The organism is Candidatus Corynebacterium faecigallinarum, from assembly GCF_052264515.1.
In the GTDB taxonomy this organism is placed as follows: domain Bacteria; phylum Actinomycetota; class Actinomycetes; order Mycobacteriales; family Mycobacteriaceae; genus Corynebacterium; species Corynebacterium faecigallinarum.
In genome coordinates, this window is record NZ_JBQQOC010000026.1 from 20,100 (window position 1) to 35,287 (window position 15,188).

At 68.0% G+C, this 15,188-nt stretch carries 13 protein-coding genes; 5 read left to right on the top strand and 8 right to left on the bottom strand.

What is annotated here, in order from left to right; genetic code table 11:
- Positions 1-9: 9 nt before the first annotated feature.
- The 3 genes from ACTXPP_RS11915 to ACTXPP_RS11925 are packed head-to-tail and all read right to left on the bottom strand — an operon-like array spanning position 10 to position 5,469.
- Complete coding sequence (locus ACTXPP_RS11915) at positions 10-3,360, bottom strand: ATP-binding protein (RefSeq protein ID WP_443342318.1); 3,351 nt, start codon at positions 3,358-3,360, stop codon at positions 10-12.
- Positions 3,361-3,362: 2 nt separating this feature from the next.
- Positions 3,363-3,998 (bottom strand): DUF4194 domain-containing protein, encoded by a 636-nt coding sequence (locus ACTXPP_RS11920; RefSeq protein ID WP_301520749.1) that lies wholly within the window; start codon positions 3,996-3,998, stop codon positions 3,363-3,365.
- Positions 3,991-5,469, bottom strand: coding sequence for a DUF3375 domain-containing protein (locus ACTXPP_RS11925; protein ID WP_443342297.1), 1,479 nt, complete (start codon positions 5,467-5,469; stop codon positions 3,991-3,993). The genes ACTXPP_RS11920 and ACTXPP_RS11925 overlap by 8 nt, the downstream gene beginning before the upstream one ends.
- 91 nt (positions 5,470-5,560) lie before the next feature.
- On the opposite strand from ACTXPP_RS11925, the gene ACTXPP_RS11930 reads away from it, so the two are divergent.
- Positions 5,561-7,039: an NAD-dependent succinate-semialdehyde dehydrogenase gene (locus tag ACTXPP_RS11930; protein ID WP_443342299.1), complete on the top strand. Its 1,479-nt coding sequence runs from the start codon at positions 5,561-5,563 to the stop codon at positions 7,037-7,039.
- A 15-nt stretch (positions 7,040-7,054) separates the two neighbouring features.
- Here the strand turns inward: ACTXPP_RS11930 and ACTXPP_RS11935 are convergent, their stop codons facing one another.
- Positions 7,055-7,852, bottom strand: coding sequence for an SGNH/GDSL hydrolase family protein (locus ACTXPP_RS11935; protein ID WP_443342301.1), 798 nt, complete (start codon positions 7,850-7,852; stop codon positions 7,055-7,057).
- Positions 7,834-8,934: a glycerate kinase gene (locus ACTXPP_RS11940; RefSeq protein ID WP_443342303.1), complete on the bottom strand. Its 1,101-nt coding sequence runs from the start codon at positions 8,932-8,934 to the stop codon at positions 7,834-7,836. The genes ACTXPP_RS11935 and ACTXPP_RS11940 overlap by 19 nt, the downstream gene beginning before the upstream one ends.
- A 70-nt stretch (positions 8,935-9,004) precedes the next feature.
- Here ACTXPP_RS11940 and ACTXPP_RS11945 point away from each other — a divergent pair, with 70 nt between their 5' ends.
- Together ACTXPP_RS11945 and ACTXPP_RS11950 are read left to right on the top strand one after the other, a co-directional pair.
- Positions 9,005-9,271 carry a hypothetical protein gene (locus tag ACTXPP_RS11945; protein WP_315150777.1) on the top strand — a complete coding sequence of 89 codons (267 nt, stop codon included), beginning with the start codon at positions 9,005-9,007 and terminating at the stop codon, positions 9,269-9,271.
- A gap of 34 nt (positions 9,272-9,305) precedes the next feature.
- Positions 9,306-10,283 carry a hypothetical protein gene (locus tag ACTXPP_RS11950; RefSeq protein ID WP_443342306.1) on the top strand — a complete coding sequence of 326 codons (978 nt, stop codon included), beginning with the start codon at positions 9,306-9,308 and terminating at the stop codon, positions 10,281-10,283.
- Here ACTXPP_RS11950 and ACTXPP_RS11955 read toward each other — a convergent pair.
- Positions 10,273-11,310, bottom strand: coding sequence for a Gfo/Idh/MocA family protein (locus ACTXPP_RS11955; RefSeq protein ID WP_443342309.1), 1,038 nt, complete (start codon positions 11,308-11,310; stop codon positions 10,273-10,275). The genes ACTXPP_RS11950 and ACTXPP_RS11955 overlap by 11 nt on opposite strands.
- Positions 11,311-11,553: 243 nt before the next feature.
- On the opposite strand from ACTXPP_RS11955, the gene ACTXPP_RS11960 reads away from it, so the two are divergent.
- On the top strand, positions 11,554-13,122 hold the full coding sequence (locus ACTXPP_RS11960) for a DUF726 domain-containing protein (RefSeq protein ID WP_443342311.1): 1,569 nt from the start codon (positions 11,554-11,556) through the stop codon (positions 13,120-13,122).
- 3 nt (positions 13,123-13,125) lie between these two features.
- Here the strand turns inward: ACTXPP_RS11960 and ACTXPP_RS11965 are convergent, their stop codons facing one another.
- Positions 13,126-13,500 carry a GNAT family N-acetyltransferase gene (locus ACTXPP_RS11965; RefSeq protein WP_301520138.1) on the bottom strand — a complete coding sequence of 125 codons (375 nt, stop codon included), beginning with the start codon at positions 13,498-13,500 and terminating at the stop codon, positions 13,126-13,128.
- A 281-nt stretch (positions 13,501-13,781) separates the two neighbouring features.
- On the bottom strand, positions 13,782-14,576 hold the full coding sequence (locus tag ACTXPP_RS11970) for an N-acetylmuramoyl-L-alanine amidase (RefSeq protein ID WP_301520139.1): 795 nt from the start codon (positions 14,574-14,576) through the stop codon (positions 13,782-13,784).
- Positions 14,577-14,825: 249 nt separating this feature from the next.
- Here ACTXPP_RS11970 and ACTXPP_RS11975 point away from each other — a divergent pair, with 249 nt between their 5' ends.
- Positions 14,826-15,092 carry a hypothetical protein gene (locus ACTXPP_RS11975; protein WP_443342314.1) on the top strand — a complete coding sequence of 89 codons (267 nt, stop codon included), beginning with the start codon at positions 14,826-14,828 and terminating at the stop codon, positions 15,090-15,092.
- The last annotated feature ends 96 nt before the right edge of the window (positions 15,093-15,188 follow it).

Below are 15,188 nucleotides of genomic sequence, written 5' to 3' on the forward strand. Positions count from 1 at the left end.
AGACCTGTCTCACACCCCGACCTTCGGCTTCGCCCAGGACCGCCCGGAGGTGTCCTTGAGGATGTCGTACTCCACCTGCACATGCGGCTCGATGGCACTGTACTTGTCGTTCGGCGCGCCGATGACCAGCTGGAATCCGAGACCACGCCAGGCGCCGATCGCGCGGGCGGTGAAGTGCGCGTCCGCCTTGATCAGTGCCTCGTCGAGGAAGACCGGGGCATAGCGGGGACGTTCCGCCGAGGCATCGCCCAACTGGTAGCGCAGCGCGGCACCGACGATGAAGGCGATGAGCTCCTGGGACTCGCCACCGGACTTCTCACCGATGTGATCGTACAACGCGACATGCGCACCGGTGGTCGCGTGGATCTTCTCTGCACTGACGCGCACGTGGTTACGCACGTCGATCAGCCCGTCGAAGTCCGGGGCGGTGCGGCGGATCCGGTTGATCAGCCGCGACATGCGCTCATAGGCCTGCGCCCGTTCCGGACTGTCCGCCGGACTGGTCGAGGAGGACTCGATGAGACCGCGGACATCCCGCAGATCCTTGAGGAATTTACGCCGCGACTCCGACTGGTTGTCCCGTGGGGAGATCTGCAACCGGTGGTCGTCGTCGTAGAACGGCAGCTCCCGCATGATCTGGTTGATCGGCTCGATGCGTTCCTGGATCTCCCGGCGCGCCCGCGACAGCGCCGAGGCCAGGTTCGTCAGGTCGTTGCCGGACATCGTGACCAGGCTGTTCTTCCACTCCGCCTCGAGCTCGTGCAGTCCACTGGTCTCCAGGTCGTCGAGGATGCGCTCGAAGTCGCCGACGGAGGTGTCCGGGTCGGCGCGCAGGTTCGGGTTCGGCCAGTTGTCCAGGAAGTTCTCCAGGGTGCGGCGCAGCTGGTCGCGCTGCGCCGTGAGGGTCTTCTGGGCGGTGGACCGGTCCTCGGCGAGGCGTCCGGCGGCAGTGGCGATGGCGGCGTCGAAGACGGTGAGCTGGTCGGGGGTGTCGGACGGTCCGAAGCGTTCCGAAAGGTAGGACGCCTGGGCGTCGCTGAGTTCCCGGCCAGCCTCGTCAGCCTCGTCGACGGCGATCATCGCCGCGTCGACCTGGTCGGCGATGTCGGCCCAGCGGGTCTTCAGGACGTCCTGCTCACCGCGGGCCTTGCCGATGGATTCCCGCTGCCGGTCAACGGTCACCTTGAGCTCGTCGATCTGTTCCTGCAGTTTCTCGATCTCCGGATTGCCGGTGGTGATCTCGTCGATGATGCCGGCCCAGCGGTCACGCTCGGCGGTGACCGCGTCGACGTCGATCTCCTCCCAGGTCACCGCGGTGGCCGCGCGGTAGGCGGCCAGCCGGGCATCCAGGGCGTCCAGCTCGGCGGCGTAGGAATCGCGGGACGCTGCGGCCGCGGCGATCTCGGCGCGGAGCTTGGCGATGTCGCCGTCGAGGTCGGCGAGCCGGCGCTGGTTGGAGAAGCCGAGGACGTTGCGTGCGCCGTGACCACCATGGGCACCGCGGCTGCCCTGGGAGAGCTGGCCGGTGATGGTCAGCGCCTGGGAATGCCCGGACAGCTCACTTGCCGAGTCGACGCAGACGAAGTCGAACTGGCGCTCGAGGCGTTGCTGCAGCCAACCGGTGAAGGCACTGTCGCGGTAGTCCAGGCGTCCGGGCAGGCGGGCGGGGTCGAGGTGGCCGGTGGTCTGCAGGCCGGTGTGCACGCCCTCGAAGCGGATACGGCGTCCGGTGCGGACGGTGTCGATGGCTGCCCGGAAGTCCGCGAGATTCGCGGTGTCGATGAGCAGGGTCGTGGCGAAACCGCCGAGTGCCTGGTTGAAGGCCTCACGCCAGGGCTCGTACTCGGTGCGTACCTCGACGAGTTCGCCGACGAAGGGGAGGTCGGCGCGGGTCAGGCCGGCCGCAGTGGCGAGTGCGTCCCGGGCGGCATGCAGCTCCCCGGGGATGTTGTCGGCCCGGCCGGTGACCTGCCGGTGTTCGGCCTCGAGGTCCTTCAGGGAGGCAGAAAGCCGTGAGACGGTGGCGCGGGCGTCGGCGTAGGCGTCCATCGCCGCAGTCTTGATGTTCGGGTCGTTCAGCGCGATCCGGGCGTGCTCGGTGAGCGCGGCGAAGTCCTCGGCGGTGGTGACCTGTTCCTCCAGGTCCGCGGGCATCACTGCCTCATCGAAGCGGGCGCGGGCACGCGAGACCTCCGCCAGACGACGCTCGGCCTGACTGATCTCCCGCTGGGCGGTGTCCAGCTGGTCACCACCGGAATGACGCAGCACCTCCAACAGGCCGTCCCGCTCCGCCTCGGCGGCTTCGGCGGCGACGGTGGCGGCGGTGACCTCGGCGTCCACCGCCTTCTTCTGGGTACGGACCTCGGCCTCGGCGGTGTGCAGCAGGTCCAGGCGCTGGCCGTTCATCCACAGGGCGGCGAGCGAATCGGCGTCGTCGAAGGTGCCGATCTCCTCGATCAGCCGCAGCTGCTCGGCGGAGGCCTCGATGGCACTCGTGTACTCCCGGATAGGACGCAGCGCCTTGACCTGGCGCTGGGCGGTGACCATGCGCTCGCGGGTGGACTCCAGCTCATCGAAGTGGGAGACGACCTGGTCGGCGACGGCCATGGTCTCCGGTTCCTCCAGCACCATGCGCTTGTAGAGCTCGTCGACGGTGGTGATCTGCTGACCGGCCTGGATCCGGGCCAGCAGGCTCATCGCCTTCGTGCCCGCCCCAGCGGCACCGATACCGAGCACGGAGTGGATCCGGGCGAGGAACTCCTTGTCGGTCGGCATGGTGTCCAGCCCGGTCGCGCGGACGGCGGCATCGGAGAGCCGGTGGGTCGCGGCGTCCTGCAGGGCGGCGAGGTCGAAGGGGCCGTCGACGACACCACGCACCTTCACCGCGTCCTCCATCACCCGGGCGGTGGCCGGGAAGTACCAGGCGCGCACCGCGGTGAACCGCTGCACGACATGGCTGTTGCTGTGGTCGGCCCAGGTCATGGCGACGGCGGTCCAGGTGTCGGTGCCGTCGCCGCGCAGCACGCGGACCTGTGTCCCCTCCCCGCTGCGGGACTCGTCCAACTTGCCGCGACCGTAGGACAGGATGTTGCGCTGCTCCTCGCCGCGGGGCCGGCCGGTGACCGCGCCGTTGGACGCCCCGTTGAACGGGGTGGTGTGCGGCATCATCAGGGCGATGTAGGCGTCCATCAGGGTGGACTTGCCGGAGCCGGAGCCGCCGCAGAGCAGGGTGGCGGCCGGGGAGAACCGGACGCGGTGGGCGCCGTCGTAGCCGCCCCAGTTGACCAGCTGCAGGTCCTCGGCGAGCCACTGCTGGCCGGTGGAGGCCTCCGGAACCAGGCCGAAGAGGGTGTCGAGCATGGTCACTGGTGGTCTCCTTTTGCCGTGTTCTGCGCTGCGAGCCAGTCGTTGACCTCGCGGAGTTTATCGGCGCTGACCACGATCTCGATCAGCGGGTTGATGCGGAAGCGTCCCTCGGACTCCTCGTCGACGACACCGTCGCCGCGCAGTCGTTCCAACGACCGCAGGATCGCGCGTTGGCGTCCGGCGACATCCGTGTCGTCTTGCGTGAAGTAGGTCATGACGGTGTCGGTGACCTCCTCGACGTCGACGCGGGCGTCCTGCTCCCCCGCCGTCGCCTCGCGCTGGTGGACGGTGCGCAGGTACACCAGCACCAGGGTGTCGACGCGCGAGTAGGCGCGGTCCGTGAGCAGGATCGGGACGTCCAGCTCGTCCGAACGCACCTGCTGCTTGTAGGCCACCCCGCGGTCGGTGTCGACGATGAGGCGGACGAAGAGGTCGTGCATGCGCGACTCGATGACCTGCTGGTTGTCCATGAGGATGCGCCAGTCCTCGTGATGTTCCGCGGAGAGGAAACGGCGCTGCAGCAGACGGACGAGCACCCGGCGGATGTCCGGGTCGAGCACGCCACGGTCCCCGGGGAAGCAGCCGTCCGGGTCGTTCTCCATGGCGACCGCGTCGATGAAGGGGTCAGTCATGCTGGGGCTCCTGTCTACTCGGGGTGGTGTGCGCTTGTACGGCGCCGAAGGCGAAGCGGCGGGACGTGCCGTCCGGACGCACTGCCTCAACCTCTGTGACCTGCTCGGACTCGGTCATTCCGTGGCGATGGGCGATCTCCAGCAGGCCGAGCAGGTCGGCAGGCCGGCGGATGTCCCCGGGGAGGTCGGCGAAGACGTCCGCCAGGTCGAAGGTGTCTGCACCCGATCCCGCCAGGCCCGCTACGTGCGCCTCGAGCTCCGGGTAGTGCGGCCCACCCCAGGCACGCGAGTCATCATCCGGGACGTCCGGCTCCGCCTCGTGGGCGTGCAGGGGTTCCGGCGTTCCCGGCGGGCGTGGGTCGGCGAGGTTCTGGCGCAGGTGGCCGATGGTGGCGGTGGGGAAACTGCGCAAGGGGTCAACTGTGTCTGTGGCACCGGCACCGTTCCAGATCTGCAGCCCGGCCATCGCCTCACGCAGCAGATCATCGATCTCCCGGTCGCGGACGGGATCATGGGTGCGGACCTGCGCGGTGATGACGTGCGAGGCACGACGCTGGGCGGTGAGCACCTCGGCCACGCCCTGTTCCACCCGCCGCGCGATGGCACCCAGCTCGGCGCGTTGGTCAGGACGCATCCTCCGGGCGAAAGGCTGGTTGAGCAGGCTGGTCACCCGGTCGGTGAGCTGGTCGATCTGCTCAGGATCCCCGATCAGCTTCAACGCACCGGCGAAGGCGCGGCCCTCCGGGGTGGTGTCCATGACATGCTCGCCGCGGTGCAGGTACTCGCGCAGCACCTCGCCGGTAGGCCGCACGTCCCGCCGCAGTTCGGCGACGACGTCGCGCTGCATGGCGTTGATGGACTCGGCGACGCGGGCGAAGTCGGCGGGCAGCTCGCGGGAGAGGTGCAGGACGTTCTCCGCCTCCTCCAGCAGCTGGTCGTCCTCCACCGCGTCGATCTCACCGGAGGCGACGCGGGCCATCTCGGCCTCGATGCGGTCTCGCTCGGCCCGCAGATTCGCCAGTCGCTGTGCGGCGTCCGGCTCGGCGTCCTGGGAAAGCTGGTCGACGGAGTCGAGCAGGGTGCGCACCCGGGAGCGGGAGACGCGTGCGCGGCCGCCGCCGACGCGTCCGACCATCTCGAGGGCGCCGACGGCCTGGGCGGAGAGGCGGTAGACCTCGGTGCCGTCCTCGATCTGTTCGACGAGCCAGCCGACGCGGCGCCAGTAGCGGCAGATGTCGCGGCCGGTGCCGGTGGGCAGGTCCTCGTGCCCGGTGACGCGGAGATCCTCGGCGATGTCGCCGACCTCCACATGAGCGTCGGTGACGGCGACGGTGGGACGCTCCGAGGTGAAGATGAGGGAAAGTGCGGCGACGACGAAGGGGGCGTAGCGGCCGTGCAGCAGATCGAGCGTCGGGTTCCTGAAGGCCCCGACGGCCTGCTGGTAGGCGCCCTCGGCGCGTGTGTTCGACATAGGAGGGAGAGTCTACAACCCCGGTCGGACAGACACCTCGCCTACCATCGGGAACAGACAGGCACACCGCCGAACACTTCAAGGAGAAGCGATGACAGAGTCCACCACAACCTCCGCCATTCTCAAGGACGTCCCCACCGGTCTGCTGATCAACGGTCAGTGGCGGGACTCCTCCGACGGCTCCACCTACGACGTGGAGAACCCAGCCACCGAGGAGCACCTGGCCACCCTGGCGTCCGCCACGAGTGAGGACGCCGTCGCGGCGCTCGACGCCGCAGCGTCCGCACAGGACGACTGGGCGCGGACGTCCCCACGGGAACGCTCCGAAATCCTGCGACGCGCCTTCGAGCTGGTCACCGAGCGCAAGGACACCTTCGCCACCCTGATGACCTTGGAGATGGGCAAGCCGCTGGCCGAGGCCTACGGCGAGTTCACCTACGGTGCGGAGTACCTGCGCTGGTTCGCCGAGGAGGCGGTGCGGCACTACGGGCACCACACCGAGGTGCCCGAGGGCACGCTGCGGATGACCACCCGCCACAAGCCGGTGGGCCCGTGCCTGCTGATCACCCCGTGGAACTTCCCGCTGGCCATGGCCACGCGCAAGGTCGCCCCGGCCATCGCCGCGGGCTGCACGATGGTGCTCAAGCCGGCGAAGCTCACCCCGCTGACCGCGCAGTACTTCGCGCAGACCATGCTGGACGCCGGACTGCCGGACGGAGTGCTCAATGTGGTGTCCTCGACGTCGGCGTCGTCGGTCTCGGAACCGCTGCTGGCGGATCCGCGGCTGCGGAAGGTGTCCTTCACCGGGTCCACCCCGGTCGGCGTGACGCTCCTGAAGGCGGCGGCGGACAACGTGCTGCGCACCTCGATGGAGTTGGGCGGCAATGCGCCGGCCATCGTCTTCGAGGACGCCGACCTGGACCTCGCGGTCGAGGGAGTACTGGCGGCGAAGATGCGCAACGGTGGCGAGGCCTGCACCTCGGCCAACCGGATCCTGGTGCATGAGTCGGTGGCCGAGGAGTTCACCGAGAAGTTCGCCGCGAAGGTCGGTGCGCTGGCCATCGGCAACGGGTTGGAGGACGGCGTGGACGTCGGCCCGATGGTCGAGGCGAAGGCGGTGGAGAACCTGGACTCGCTCGTGCAGGACGCGGTGGACAAGGGCGGCCGGGCGATCGTCGGCGGTACTCCCCTGCAGGGTGAGGGGCATTTCTTCACCCCGACGGTGATAGTGGATGCCCCCACGACTGCCCGGGTGTTCCGCGAGGAGATCTTCGGGCCACTCGCCCCGATCTTCACCTTCTCCGATGAGGCGGAGGCGATCGCGATGGGCAATGACACGGAGTTCGGGTTGGCGTCCTATGTGTTCAGCCAGGACCCGGCGCGGCTGTACCGACTGGCCGACGGTCTGGAGTTCGGCCTGATGGGCTTCAACTCCGGGGTGATCTCGAACGCGGCCGCGCCCTTCGGCGGGGTCAAGCAGTCTGGCCTGGGCCGGGAGGGCGGCGCCGAGGGCATCGCGGAGTACTCGACCATCCAGTACGTCGGCCAGCGCGACCCCTACGCGGTCTAGTCTGATCCGTTCCGGTCAGCCCCAGAGCTCCTCGATGCGCGCCTTCACGGCTGCGGCGAGGAGCTCATTGGTTCTCGTGGTGAGGTGCACTCCCCCGGCGAAGATGTAGGTCTGGTCGGCGTCCGGGGCGACAAGACTCCCCGTGTCGCACCAGGCCGCGCCCGGAACGGCGCAGGCGTCCTCCCCCGCCCCGTGCGTGAAACCGTAGGACGCCGGGTCCGTCACCATCCCGTTGACCGCGCCGAAGGTGTCGAAGACACCGATACGGTCGTCGTCACCGAAGCGCTCGGCGAGCCTCTGCAGCAGGGACTGGTTGTACGAAAGGGTGCGGTCGTGGATGCCCAGGTGGGCGTCGGTGTCCGTGCCTCCGAAAGCGGGTGTCGCGGCGAGATCGAAGAGGGTGAAGACAAGGATCTTCTGTGCTCCGGCGTCGAGCAGCCGTCCGATCTGGTCGACCTCGGCGGCGGTCACGGCAGCAGTCTCAGCGCCGGAGAGCACGTCATTGGTGCCGACGAAGACGGTGACGAGCTGGTCGGGACTGATCTCGTCGTACTCCGCGAGGAAGTCGTCGATCTGCCCGGTGATCCCGTCGATCCTCGCGCCGCCGACGGCGTAGTTCAGCCCGTCCGGGTCGACGAGCTGTGCCCAGATCTCCCCGGGCATGGTGGTGTAGCGCACGCCGTCGGAGCCGTCGTCAGTGAGACTGTCACCGAAGAACACGCTGGTGGCCTGTCCCTCGTCATTGCTGCCGCCACTGCTGCAGCCGGCGAGCAGCAGGGACGCCAGCAGGAGCATCACCGCGCGGCGAGCCATGACGCCACCGCCTTCCGGAGGTTGGTGTCGGCATCGGCGAGATTCTCCTCCGGTGAGGACGCCGGGTCACTGATCGCGATGGTGTCGATGAAGATCCCCGGGACCGGGGACTCTGCGGTGGCGTCCACCCGTCCGCCGAAGGCCACGACCGGTACGTTTCCGGCGGATTGAGCGACCCGGGCAGGGGCTTTGCCGTACCCGGTCTGTGCGTCGATCTTCCCTTCGCCGGTGAGCACGAAGTCGGCGTCCGCGACCTTGCTGCGGAAGTCGACGAGGTCAAGCAGCAGGTCGGCCCCGGAGCGCATCTCGGCATGCAGGACGCTGAGCAGTGCGGCACCGACCCCACCGGCGGCCCCTGCTCCGGGAGTGTCCCGGATCGTCGTGCCATCTGTGCCGGTGAAGTCCGCCAGCAGGTCAGCCCAGTGGTGCAGGGACTTGTCGAGCTCCGGGATGTCCTCGTCGGTCGCGCCTTTCTGCGGGCCGAAGACGGCGGCGGCGCCGGTCGGGCCACAGAGCGGATTGTCGACGTCACCGGCGATGACGACCTGGATGTCATTCCAGCGGGGGTCACGCTCTCCGGTGATACGGGCGGCGTGGCGCAGGTCTGTGGGTTCGCCGGCAGCGTCCACCGCAGTGACGCCGAGGGCGGCGAGCAGGCCGAGTCCGCCGTCAGTGGTGACCGAGCCACCGAGGCCGATGATGAGTTTCTGCGGTGCGGTGTCCAGTGCGGCGTTGAGAAGTTGACCGACGCCGCGGGTGTCGGCGGCCCAGATGTCGCGATGTTCGGGTGCGACGAGGTGGATCCCGGCGGCCTCGGCGAGCTCGACGACGGCGGTGGTGCCGTCACCGCACCAGTGCGCCTCGACCGGATCACCGAGTGGACCGGTGACGGTGGTGGTGCGTTCCTCCAAGTCAAGGGCGGCGGCGAAGGCGTGGGCGGTGCCCTCGCCACCGTCTGCCATCGGAATCTCGATGATCTCGGCGTCCGGCAGGATGTCTCGGACACCGGCTGCCATCGCTGTGCAGGCCTCGACGACGGTAAGGGACTCCTTGAAGGAGTCCGGGGCGATCACGATTTTCATCGAACACCTGTTCTTATTTGATGGTGGAGGCCGACGGTGTTGTCCTTTCCGGAGTTTAACGTCTCTGACCATGGACACCACCGCACACACCCTGTTCTCCCTGATCACCTCACCGACCTTGCCGGAGGACTTCTCCGAGAACCTGGATGCCGCGATCCTCCGCGAGCGGGCCGCCGACCGCGACATGGACACCGGCCCGGACCGCACACCAGCACAGGAGGAAGTGACCACCGTCTCCGGGATGACTGCCGGGCAGGAGCACGCCTTCGAGCTCTTCCTCCTCCGACCATCGACCAGGCGTCGGCGCCAGGAACCGCCGGACTCGGCGGCCGCCTGAGACAGGCACAGTCACGGCCCCTAGGATGGCCGCCATGAACGACGCCAGACTCGACCTCGCCTTCACCGGCCCCGACCATGCCCGCGCCGAGGAGATCTTCACCGCCCTGACCAGGACCCCGGTCGACGGCATCAACCCGGAGGCACTGGATCTGCTGCTGCAGACCGCCGCCGGCAGCGTCGACCAGATCCGCGCTGTCGAGATGATGGAAGCCTTCCTGCAGCCCCCGGTCATCGATGACAACGGCCTGATCGTCGCCGTCGTCGGTGCCCAGGGCATGGAGCCACGCCAGCTGTTCGTTGAGGCTCCCGGTGAGCTGCTCGATGAGCTCCGGGCACTGCCGCGGACCACAGTCACCGGCGCGTGGATCCAGGCCGTGCTCGCGCTGCACAGCGTCGACGCCTTCGCCACCGAGGAAGTCGACCGGATCGCCCTGCACAGTGTCGCCGCGGCCGTACTCGACCAACTCGCCGCGGAGGGACGCGAAGCGCAGGCACAGGTCATCGACATCACCGACGAGAGTGACGGTGCCGGAGCCGGCGACCGGGGGCGCATCGTGGAGGTTCGCCGCTCCTGGCGCGACCACGGTCACCTCGACATCGACCAGGGAGTGATCACCGCACTGTTCGCCCTGGCGGTGCAGGTCTTCACCGAGGCACTGGCCGAGCACGGTGCCGAGGCGATCCTGCTGCCCTACGAGGTCGCCGGCAATGACCTCGCCGCCGGCTACACGACCCTGGAGAACCTGGAGACCACCGGCATCGCGAAGACGACGATGATCTCCCCGACGGACGCCACAGTGTCCGGACGGCTGACCGGACTGACCGGCGGCAACGCCAACCTGGCCAATGCCCTGTGGTTCGACATCCTCGCCGCCGCGGCCGACCACCTCGGACAGACCGGGACCACCACCCCGGAGACCGCAGCGAAGATCCTGGACGTGACCGGCGACTGCCTGGCCGCCACCGAGCTGGTGGAGGCCGGCGGGGCTGCTGGCGGGGCTACAGAGTGAAGGCGCGCTCGATGAGTTCGAGGCAGTAGACGGCGTCCGAGGGATCCACCGGTGCGGGACCGGAGCCCTCGATCGCGTCCGCCAGGAGTCGGTAGAACTCGGAGTAGTTCCCCTTCTCAGCAGGCACGGGCCGCTGCTCGAGACCGGCCCAGCGCGTCCCCCATCTGCTCTGGGGAACGACGCCCAGGTCCGGATCACCGGGGCGCATGCCTGAGAGCAACTGCGGTTCCTGGGGGTCCAGGCCCCAGCTCGTGAAGCCGGCCTCGGAGCCCAGGACATGGAACCGGGGTGCGGGCCCCGGCGCGACCGCGTTCATCCACAGCTGTGATCGGACCCCGGACTCGTGGTGCAGGGCGATGAAGGCGTCGTCCTCGGCAGTGACCTGCTCCCGGCGGGTGTCTATCTCGGAGTAGACCTCGGCGACGGGGCCGAAGAGCTGCACGGCCTGGTCGATGAGGTGGGCGCCGAGGTCGTAGACGATGCCGCCGCCCTCGCCGCGGGCACTGGTGGTCTTCCAGGTTGCGCCGCCGGCGGAAGCGGAGCCCTGCTCCGGCTTCCACCTCTCGAACCGGGACTCGAAGCGGCGGACCTCCCCCAGTTCGCCGGCGTCGATGAGCTTCTTCAGGGTGAGGAAGTCCCCGTCCCACCGACGGTTCTGGAAAACGGTGAGGACCTTGCCGACCTGTTCAGCCTTGGTGACCAGGGCACGGCCCTCCTCCGAGGAGACGGCGAAGGGCTTGTCGACGACGACATGCAGGCCAACCCCCAGGGCGCGTCCCGCCAGATCGGAGTGGGTACCGCTCGGGGTTCCGATGACCACGAGGTCGAAGTCGTCCGCCCGGTCGAAGACCAGGTCGACCGAGTCCAGGACCTCCACCTCGGGGTACTCCGCTGTGGCCTGGTCGCGACGACCAGGGTTGCCGGTCACCACCGCGGCCAGCTCGAACGCAGGATTCGCGGCGATGAAGGGGGCATGGAAGATCCGGCCGGACAGACCGAACCCGAGGACAGCTGTGCGAATGGTCATGGGGGCCACTGTAGTTACCGGTGACACAGACAGTCAGGGCACACAGGGTAGGTCACGAACGTAACCTCAACGGTCGTTCGGGCGATAAAATGACCGTTCCGGTGGAGTACCTCCGTACACCGCCCTGCCCTGGAGAGAGAAGCTCAGTTGCATCCGTTCGATGACGTCATCACCTTTACCGCACCTGATGACAGTGGCCACTTCGCGTGTGAAATCTGGTCCCCCAAGGGCCGCTCACTCAAGGTGTTCGGCAATCTCCACGACCCGGAACCGACGGTGACCGGGGACGCGGAACTGACCCGGAACCGCGCTATCGCCCAGAATCTCTGGACCGCGGCCAGTGAGTATGTCCAGGGCCTCGCGATCGAGGAGGCTGAGAGCGAAGACGACGCAGCGAGTGCCGAGCTCGTGAAAAGCTACGAGACTGCGGCACGCGCCTCAGCGAAGACGGCGAAGAAGATCACCGGGTACACCGAGAACCTCGGCGAGGAGGCTGCCGAAGGCTGGTGCTCGAACTGCGCGCAGCGCACGACGCACCACAAGGTCATACGGGAAGGACGCAAGCGCTCCCTCTACTTGTGCGACAGTTGCGGAGCCCCCACCGTGAACTGCGCAGCGCCCGGCTGCCGGAACATGGCGGTGAAAGCCGGCGGCACGAGGGGACTCGTCCCCTACTGCGCCGAACACCGGCACGACATCCCCAGTTTCGAACGCTCCGCCGAGACTATCGCCGACCTCTCCGACTGGGAGTCGCTCGTCCAGTTCGACAAGCCTGATCTGGCGAAGCTCACCACCCGCGCCTCGATTGGTGTGGCAGCTGTCGGCGGTGCAGCCGGTGTCGCCTTCCTCGCCGCACCGGCCATCGGCGGACTCATCGGTGCCCAGGTCCTCGGATACTCCGGCGCTGCGGCCACCAATGCTGGTCTGGCAGCCCTCGGTGGTGGTTCTGTCGCCGCCGGTGGTCTGGGCATGGCTGGTGGGACTTATGTTGTCGCCACCGCCGGCGGGCTGCTCGGCGGCGCCTACGGTGACCGCATTCTCGGCAGCTACATCGGCGAAGACAAGTCCTTCCGTATAGAGAAGATCGGCGACGGCCCCGGCGTCCCCGTCGTCATCGCCCGTGGGTTCCTCAACGAAAAGAATCCGGAGTGGTACAAGGCTGTCCGCGCAGTCAAGCAGCTCTATCCGGAGTCCCCGGTGTACGAGCTGAACTGGGGCAGCAAAGAGCTCAAGCACCTTGCCGGAGTCGCCGGCGTCAGCGCCGCCGGACAGGCGGGGAGAAATGCGGTGTTCAAGACCGTCGGACGTGCCAGCAAGACCATGGCGAGGAAGGCCGCCCCGATCGCACCCGCCCTCGCGGCAGGAAGCCTGCTCAAGAATCCCTGGCATACCGCAGTCAACCGGGCGAACCTGACAGGTGCCGCGCTGGCTGCGCTGATGGCCAAGACCGAACAGGAAGAGTTCGTCCTCGTCGGCCACAGTCTCGGCGGGCGGGTCATGGTCACCGCGGCAACAGCGATGGCCGGATTCGGCGCGTCGCCGAAGATCCGGGACATCCACCTCATGGGCGCTGCGATCGGAGGCAAGCGGAACTGGCGTCCCCTCAGTGAGGCGGTGAACGGGACGGTGAACAACTACCACTCCGCCAAGGACCCTGTCCTGAAGTACTTGTACTCGACCGCGCAGTTCGGTCAGTCCGCAGTCGGTCGCGTCGGGTTCCACTCGCAGTACCCCAACATCGTCGACCACAACGTGTCCGAGATAGTCAGCAACCACGGTGAGTACTACGACAATGTCGAACTGGTCGACTGACCCCTATCCCTGGTTCGCGACCCACTCCTGAACCTCATCAGTCGCGGGTGCGGCCTTGCCCTGCCAGTTGTTCTTCTCGATCCAGTGGGCGACATAGGAGCACACCGGAATGACGGTGAGATTCTGCGCCGCAGCGTCCGCCAGAGCCTTGTCGACCAGGATGCCGGCCAGACCGCGTCCCCCGTACGCCTCATCGACCACAGTGTGGTGGAAGACCCGCTCCGCACCGTCCTCACCGGGACGGTCGAGGTAGTGCGCCTTCCCGGCGGGATCGACCTCTCCCTCGACGAAGATGCCGTAGGCGTCCTCGCCCGGCAGGTAACGGACCTCCACGGCGTTGCCTTCGCGGTCGGTGAGCTGGTCGGTGGTGTCTGTCATGTGATGGTCCTCGTTCCCTCGGTGTCCTCGGGCAGTGCCGGTGCGTGCCAATGCGTGCCAGTGCGTGCCAGTGCGTGCCAGTGCGTGCCAGTGCGTGCCAGTGCGTGCCAGTGCGTGCCAGTGCGTGCCAGTGCGTGCCAGTGCGTGCCAGTGCGTGCCAGAACGAACGCATACCTTACCGAGGGTACATTCCCTGTTCATCGGGAGACACCCCGCCGCGGCCTCCGGCTCACTTTCGGTGCACAGCAGGTGCCCCTCACGGGTGTGGCCACCGTGTCCTTCTACAGTGACCCCACGGACCCTGCCACCGCACACTGCGGTGAGGCCGTCAGTCCGGCGAGGATCCCGGCGGACAGCCCGTCGACGTAGCGGGCCTTCTCTGCCGTGCTGATGCCATGGGCCCCACCGCCGGTCACACTGCCGAACTCGTTGTAGACCCACGGGGTGTCCGCGATCAGCGAGATGACCGGCAGATTCCCGCCCCACAACCCTTCCCGACCGTCGAAGCTGAGATCCGTGACCGGCACGCCACGCAGCTCCGCGACCGAGCGGGCACCTGCCATCATGGTGGAGAAGCGTTGCGACTCCGCGGCGGTGGCGACGTCCCCGAAGGTCACCGTGGTCCGCTGCCCGTCGGCGCCTTCGCCGGTACGGAAACCGCCCACCCGCTGCGGATACACCGCGGAGCCGTCCGCCCCAGGCGTGGTGTGGATCGACACACCCATCACCGCGTCCCCGGCTGCCGCACGGTCGACCCGGTCCCGGTAGCTGACATTGTCGTCGATGGCGTCCTTGAGCAGGACCGCTCCGAACCCGGCAGCCTCCACGCGGTCGCGGACAGCACGGGCGATCTCGAGGGCGTCCGCGTCCTCCTGCCCGTTCGGGTAGTCCGCCATGAGGACGCCCGTCACCGGGTCGAAGGTGTTCGTCGCTACCCCGTTGTGCCCCGGATCCAGTGCGACGGTGCAGGGCGTCGCCCCGCCGGACGAACCCGGGAGATCCGCTGCTTCTGCGATAGCGGATCCGACAGTCATGGCAGCGGTGAAGACGCCCACCGTAATCCTCAGAAAACTCATGGAGTCGAGAATACCTGTGATTGAAGTTACCAGAGTGACGGAGATTAACTATCATGATTCTGATTCACCTGAATCCGCGGCGCCACCTGCACCGACCCCGTAGCATCAGATGCGCTCGGACGGGCACGTCGGACCTCGCCGCACCGTCGTTCTGGGCTACTGTCCGGCCAGTCCTCTATGCCCCGGGAGAATCCTGTGCCCCTGCACCTGCCCCCACGTCTTTCCGGACGTCGCGTCACAGCCACGCTGATGGCGTTGATGACAGCTGCCACCCTCGCGATGCCCGCCGCCACGGCCACCGACCGCGATGTGGAGACCTGGGCCGGGGCGTCCTGCCCGGTCACCACCGACGGGCCGCTCACCGGTGACGCAGCCGCACTGCACGAGACCTGGCTGCGTCGCGTCACCGACACCGCCGGCATCGACCTGGACGCCTTGGGCCCCACGGGCCGGTGTCGCGGCGAACACCGCCAACCTGGAGCACAGCTACGACCGCTACCTCGCCTTCCAACGTGACCACCGCGAACTGCAGTGGGCCGGCATGGGCGGGCTCTCCTGCGCCGACTTCGGTGGAGGGTTGCTCGACATGGACATCATGGCGACCGTCTAACG

What these genes read in the sequence shown, in the direction of transcription:
- ACTXPP_RS11915 (WP_443342318.1), bottom strand. Translation starts at nt 3,360, where the DNA reads ATGCTCGACACCCTCTTCGGCCTGGTTCCGGAGGCCTCCACCGGCCAG.
- ACTXPP_RS11920 (WP_301520749.1), bottom strand. Translation starts at nt 3,998, where the DNA reads ATGACTGACCCCTTCATCGACGCGGTCGCCATGGAGAACGACCCGGAC.
- ACTXPP_RS11925 (WP_443342297.1), bottom strand. Translation starts at nt 5,469, where the DNA reads ATGTCGAACACACGCGCCGAGGGCGCCTACCAGCAGGCCGTCGGGGCC.
- ACTXPP_RS11930 (WP_443342299.1), top strand. Translation starts at nt 5,561, where the DNA reads ATGACAGAGTCCACCACAACCTCCGCCATTCTCAAGGACGTCCCCACC.
- ACTXPP_RS11935 (WP_443342301.1), bottom strand. Translation starts at nt 7,852, where the DNA reads ATGGCTCGCCGCGCGGTGATGCTCCTGCTGGCGTCCCTGCTGCTCGCC.
- ACTXPP_RS11940 (WP_443342303.1), bottom strand. Translation starts at nt 8,934, where the DNA reads ATGAAAATCGTGATCGCCCCGGACTCCTTCAAGGAGTCCCTTACCGTC.
- ACTXPP_RS11945 (WP_315150777.1), top strand. Translation starts at nt 9,005, where the DNA reads ATGGACACCACCGCACACACCCTGTTCTCCCTGATCACCTCACCGACC.
- ACTXPP_RS11950 (WP_443342306.1), top strand. Translation starts at nt 9,306, where the DNA reads ATGAACGACGCCAGACTCGACCTCGCCTTCACCGGCCCCGACCATGCC.
- ACTXPP_RS11955 (WP_443342309.1), bottom strand. Translation starts at nt 11,310, where the DNA reads ATGACCATTCGCACAGCTGTCCTCGGGTTCGGTCTGTCCGGCCGGATC.
- ACTXPP_RS11965 (WP_301520138.1), bottom strand. Translation starts at nt 13,500, where the DNA reads ATGACAGACACCACCGACCAGCTCACCGACCGCGAAGGCAACGCCGTG.
- ACTXPP_RS11970 (WP_301520139.1), bottom strand. Translation starts at nt 14,576, where the DNA reads ATGAGTTTTCTGAGGATTACGGTGGGCGTCTTCACCGCTGCCATGACT.
- ACTXPP_RS11975 (WP_443342314.1), top strand. Translation starts at nt 14,826, where the DNA reads ATGGCGTTGATGACAGCTGCCACCCTCGCGATGCCCGCCGCCACGGCC.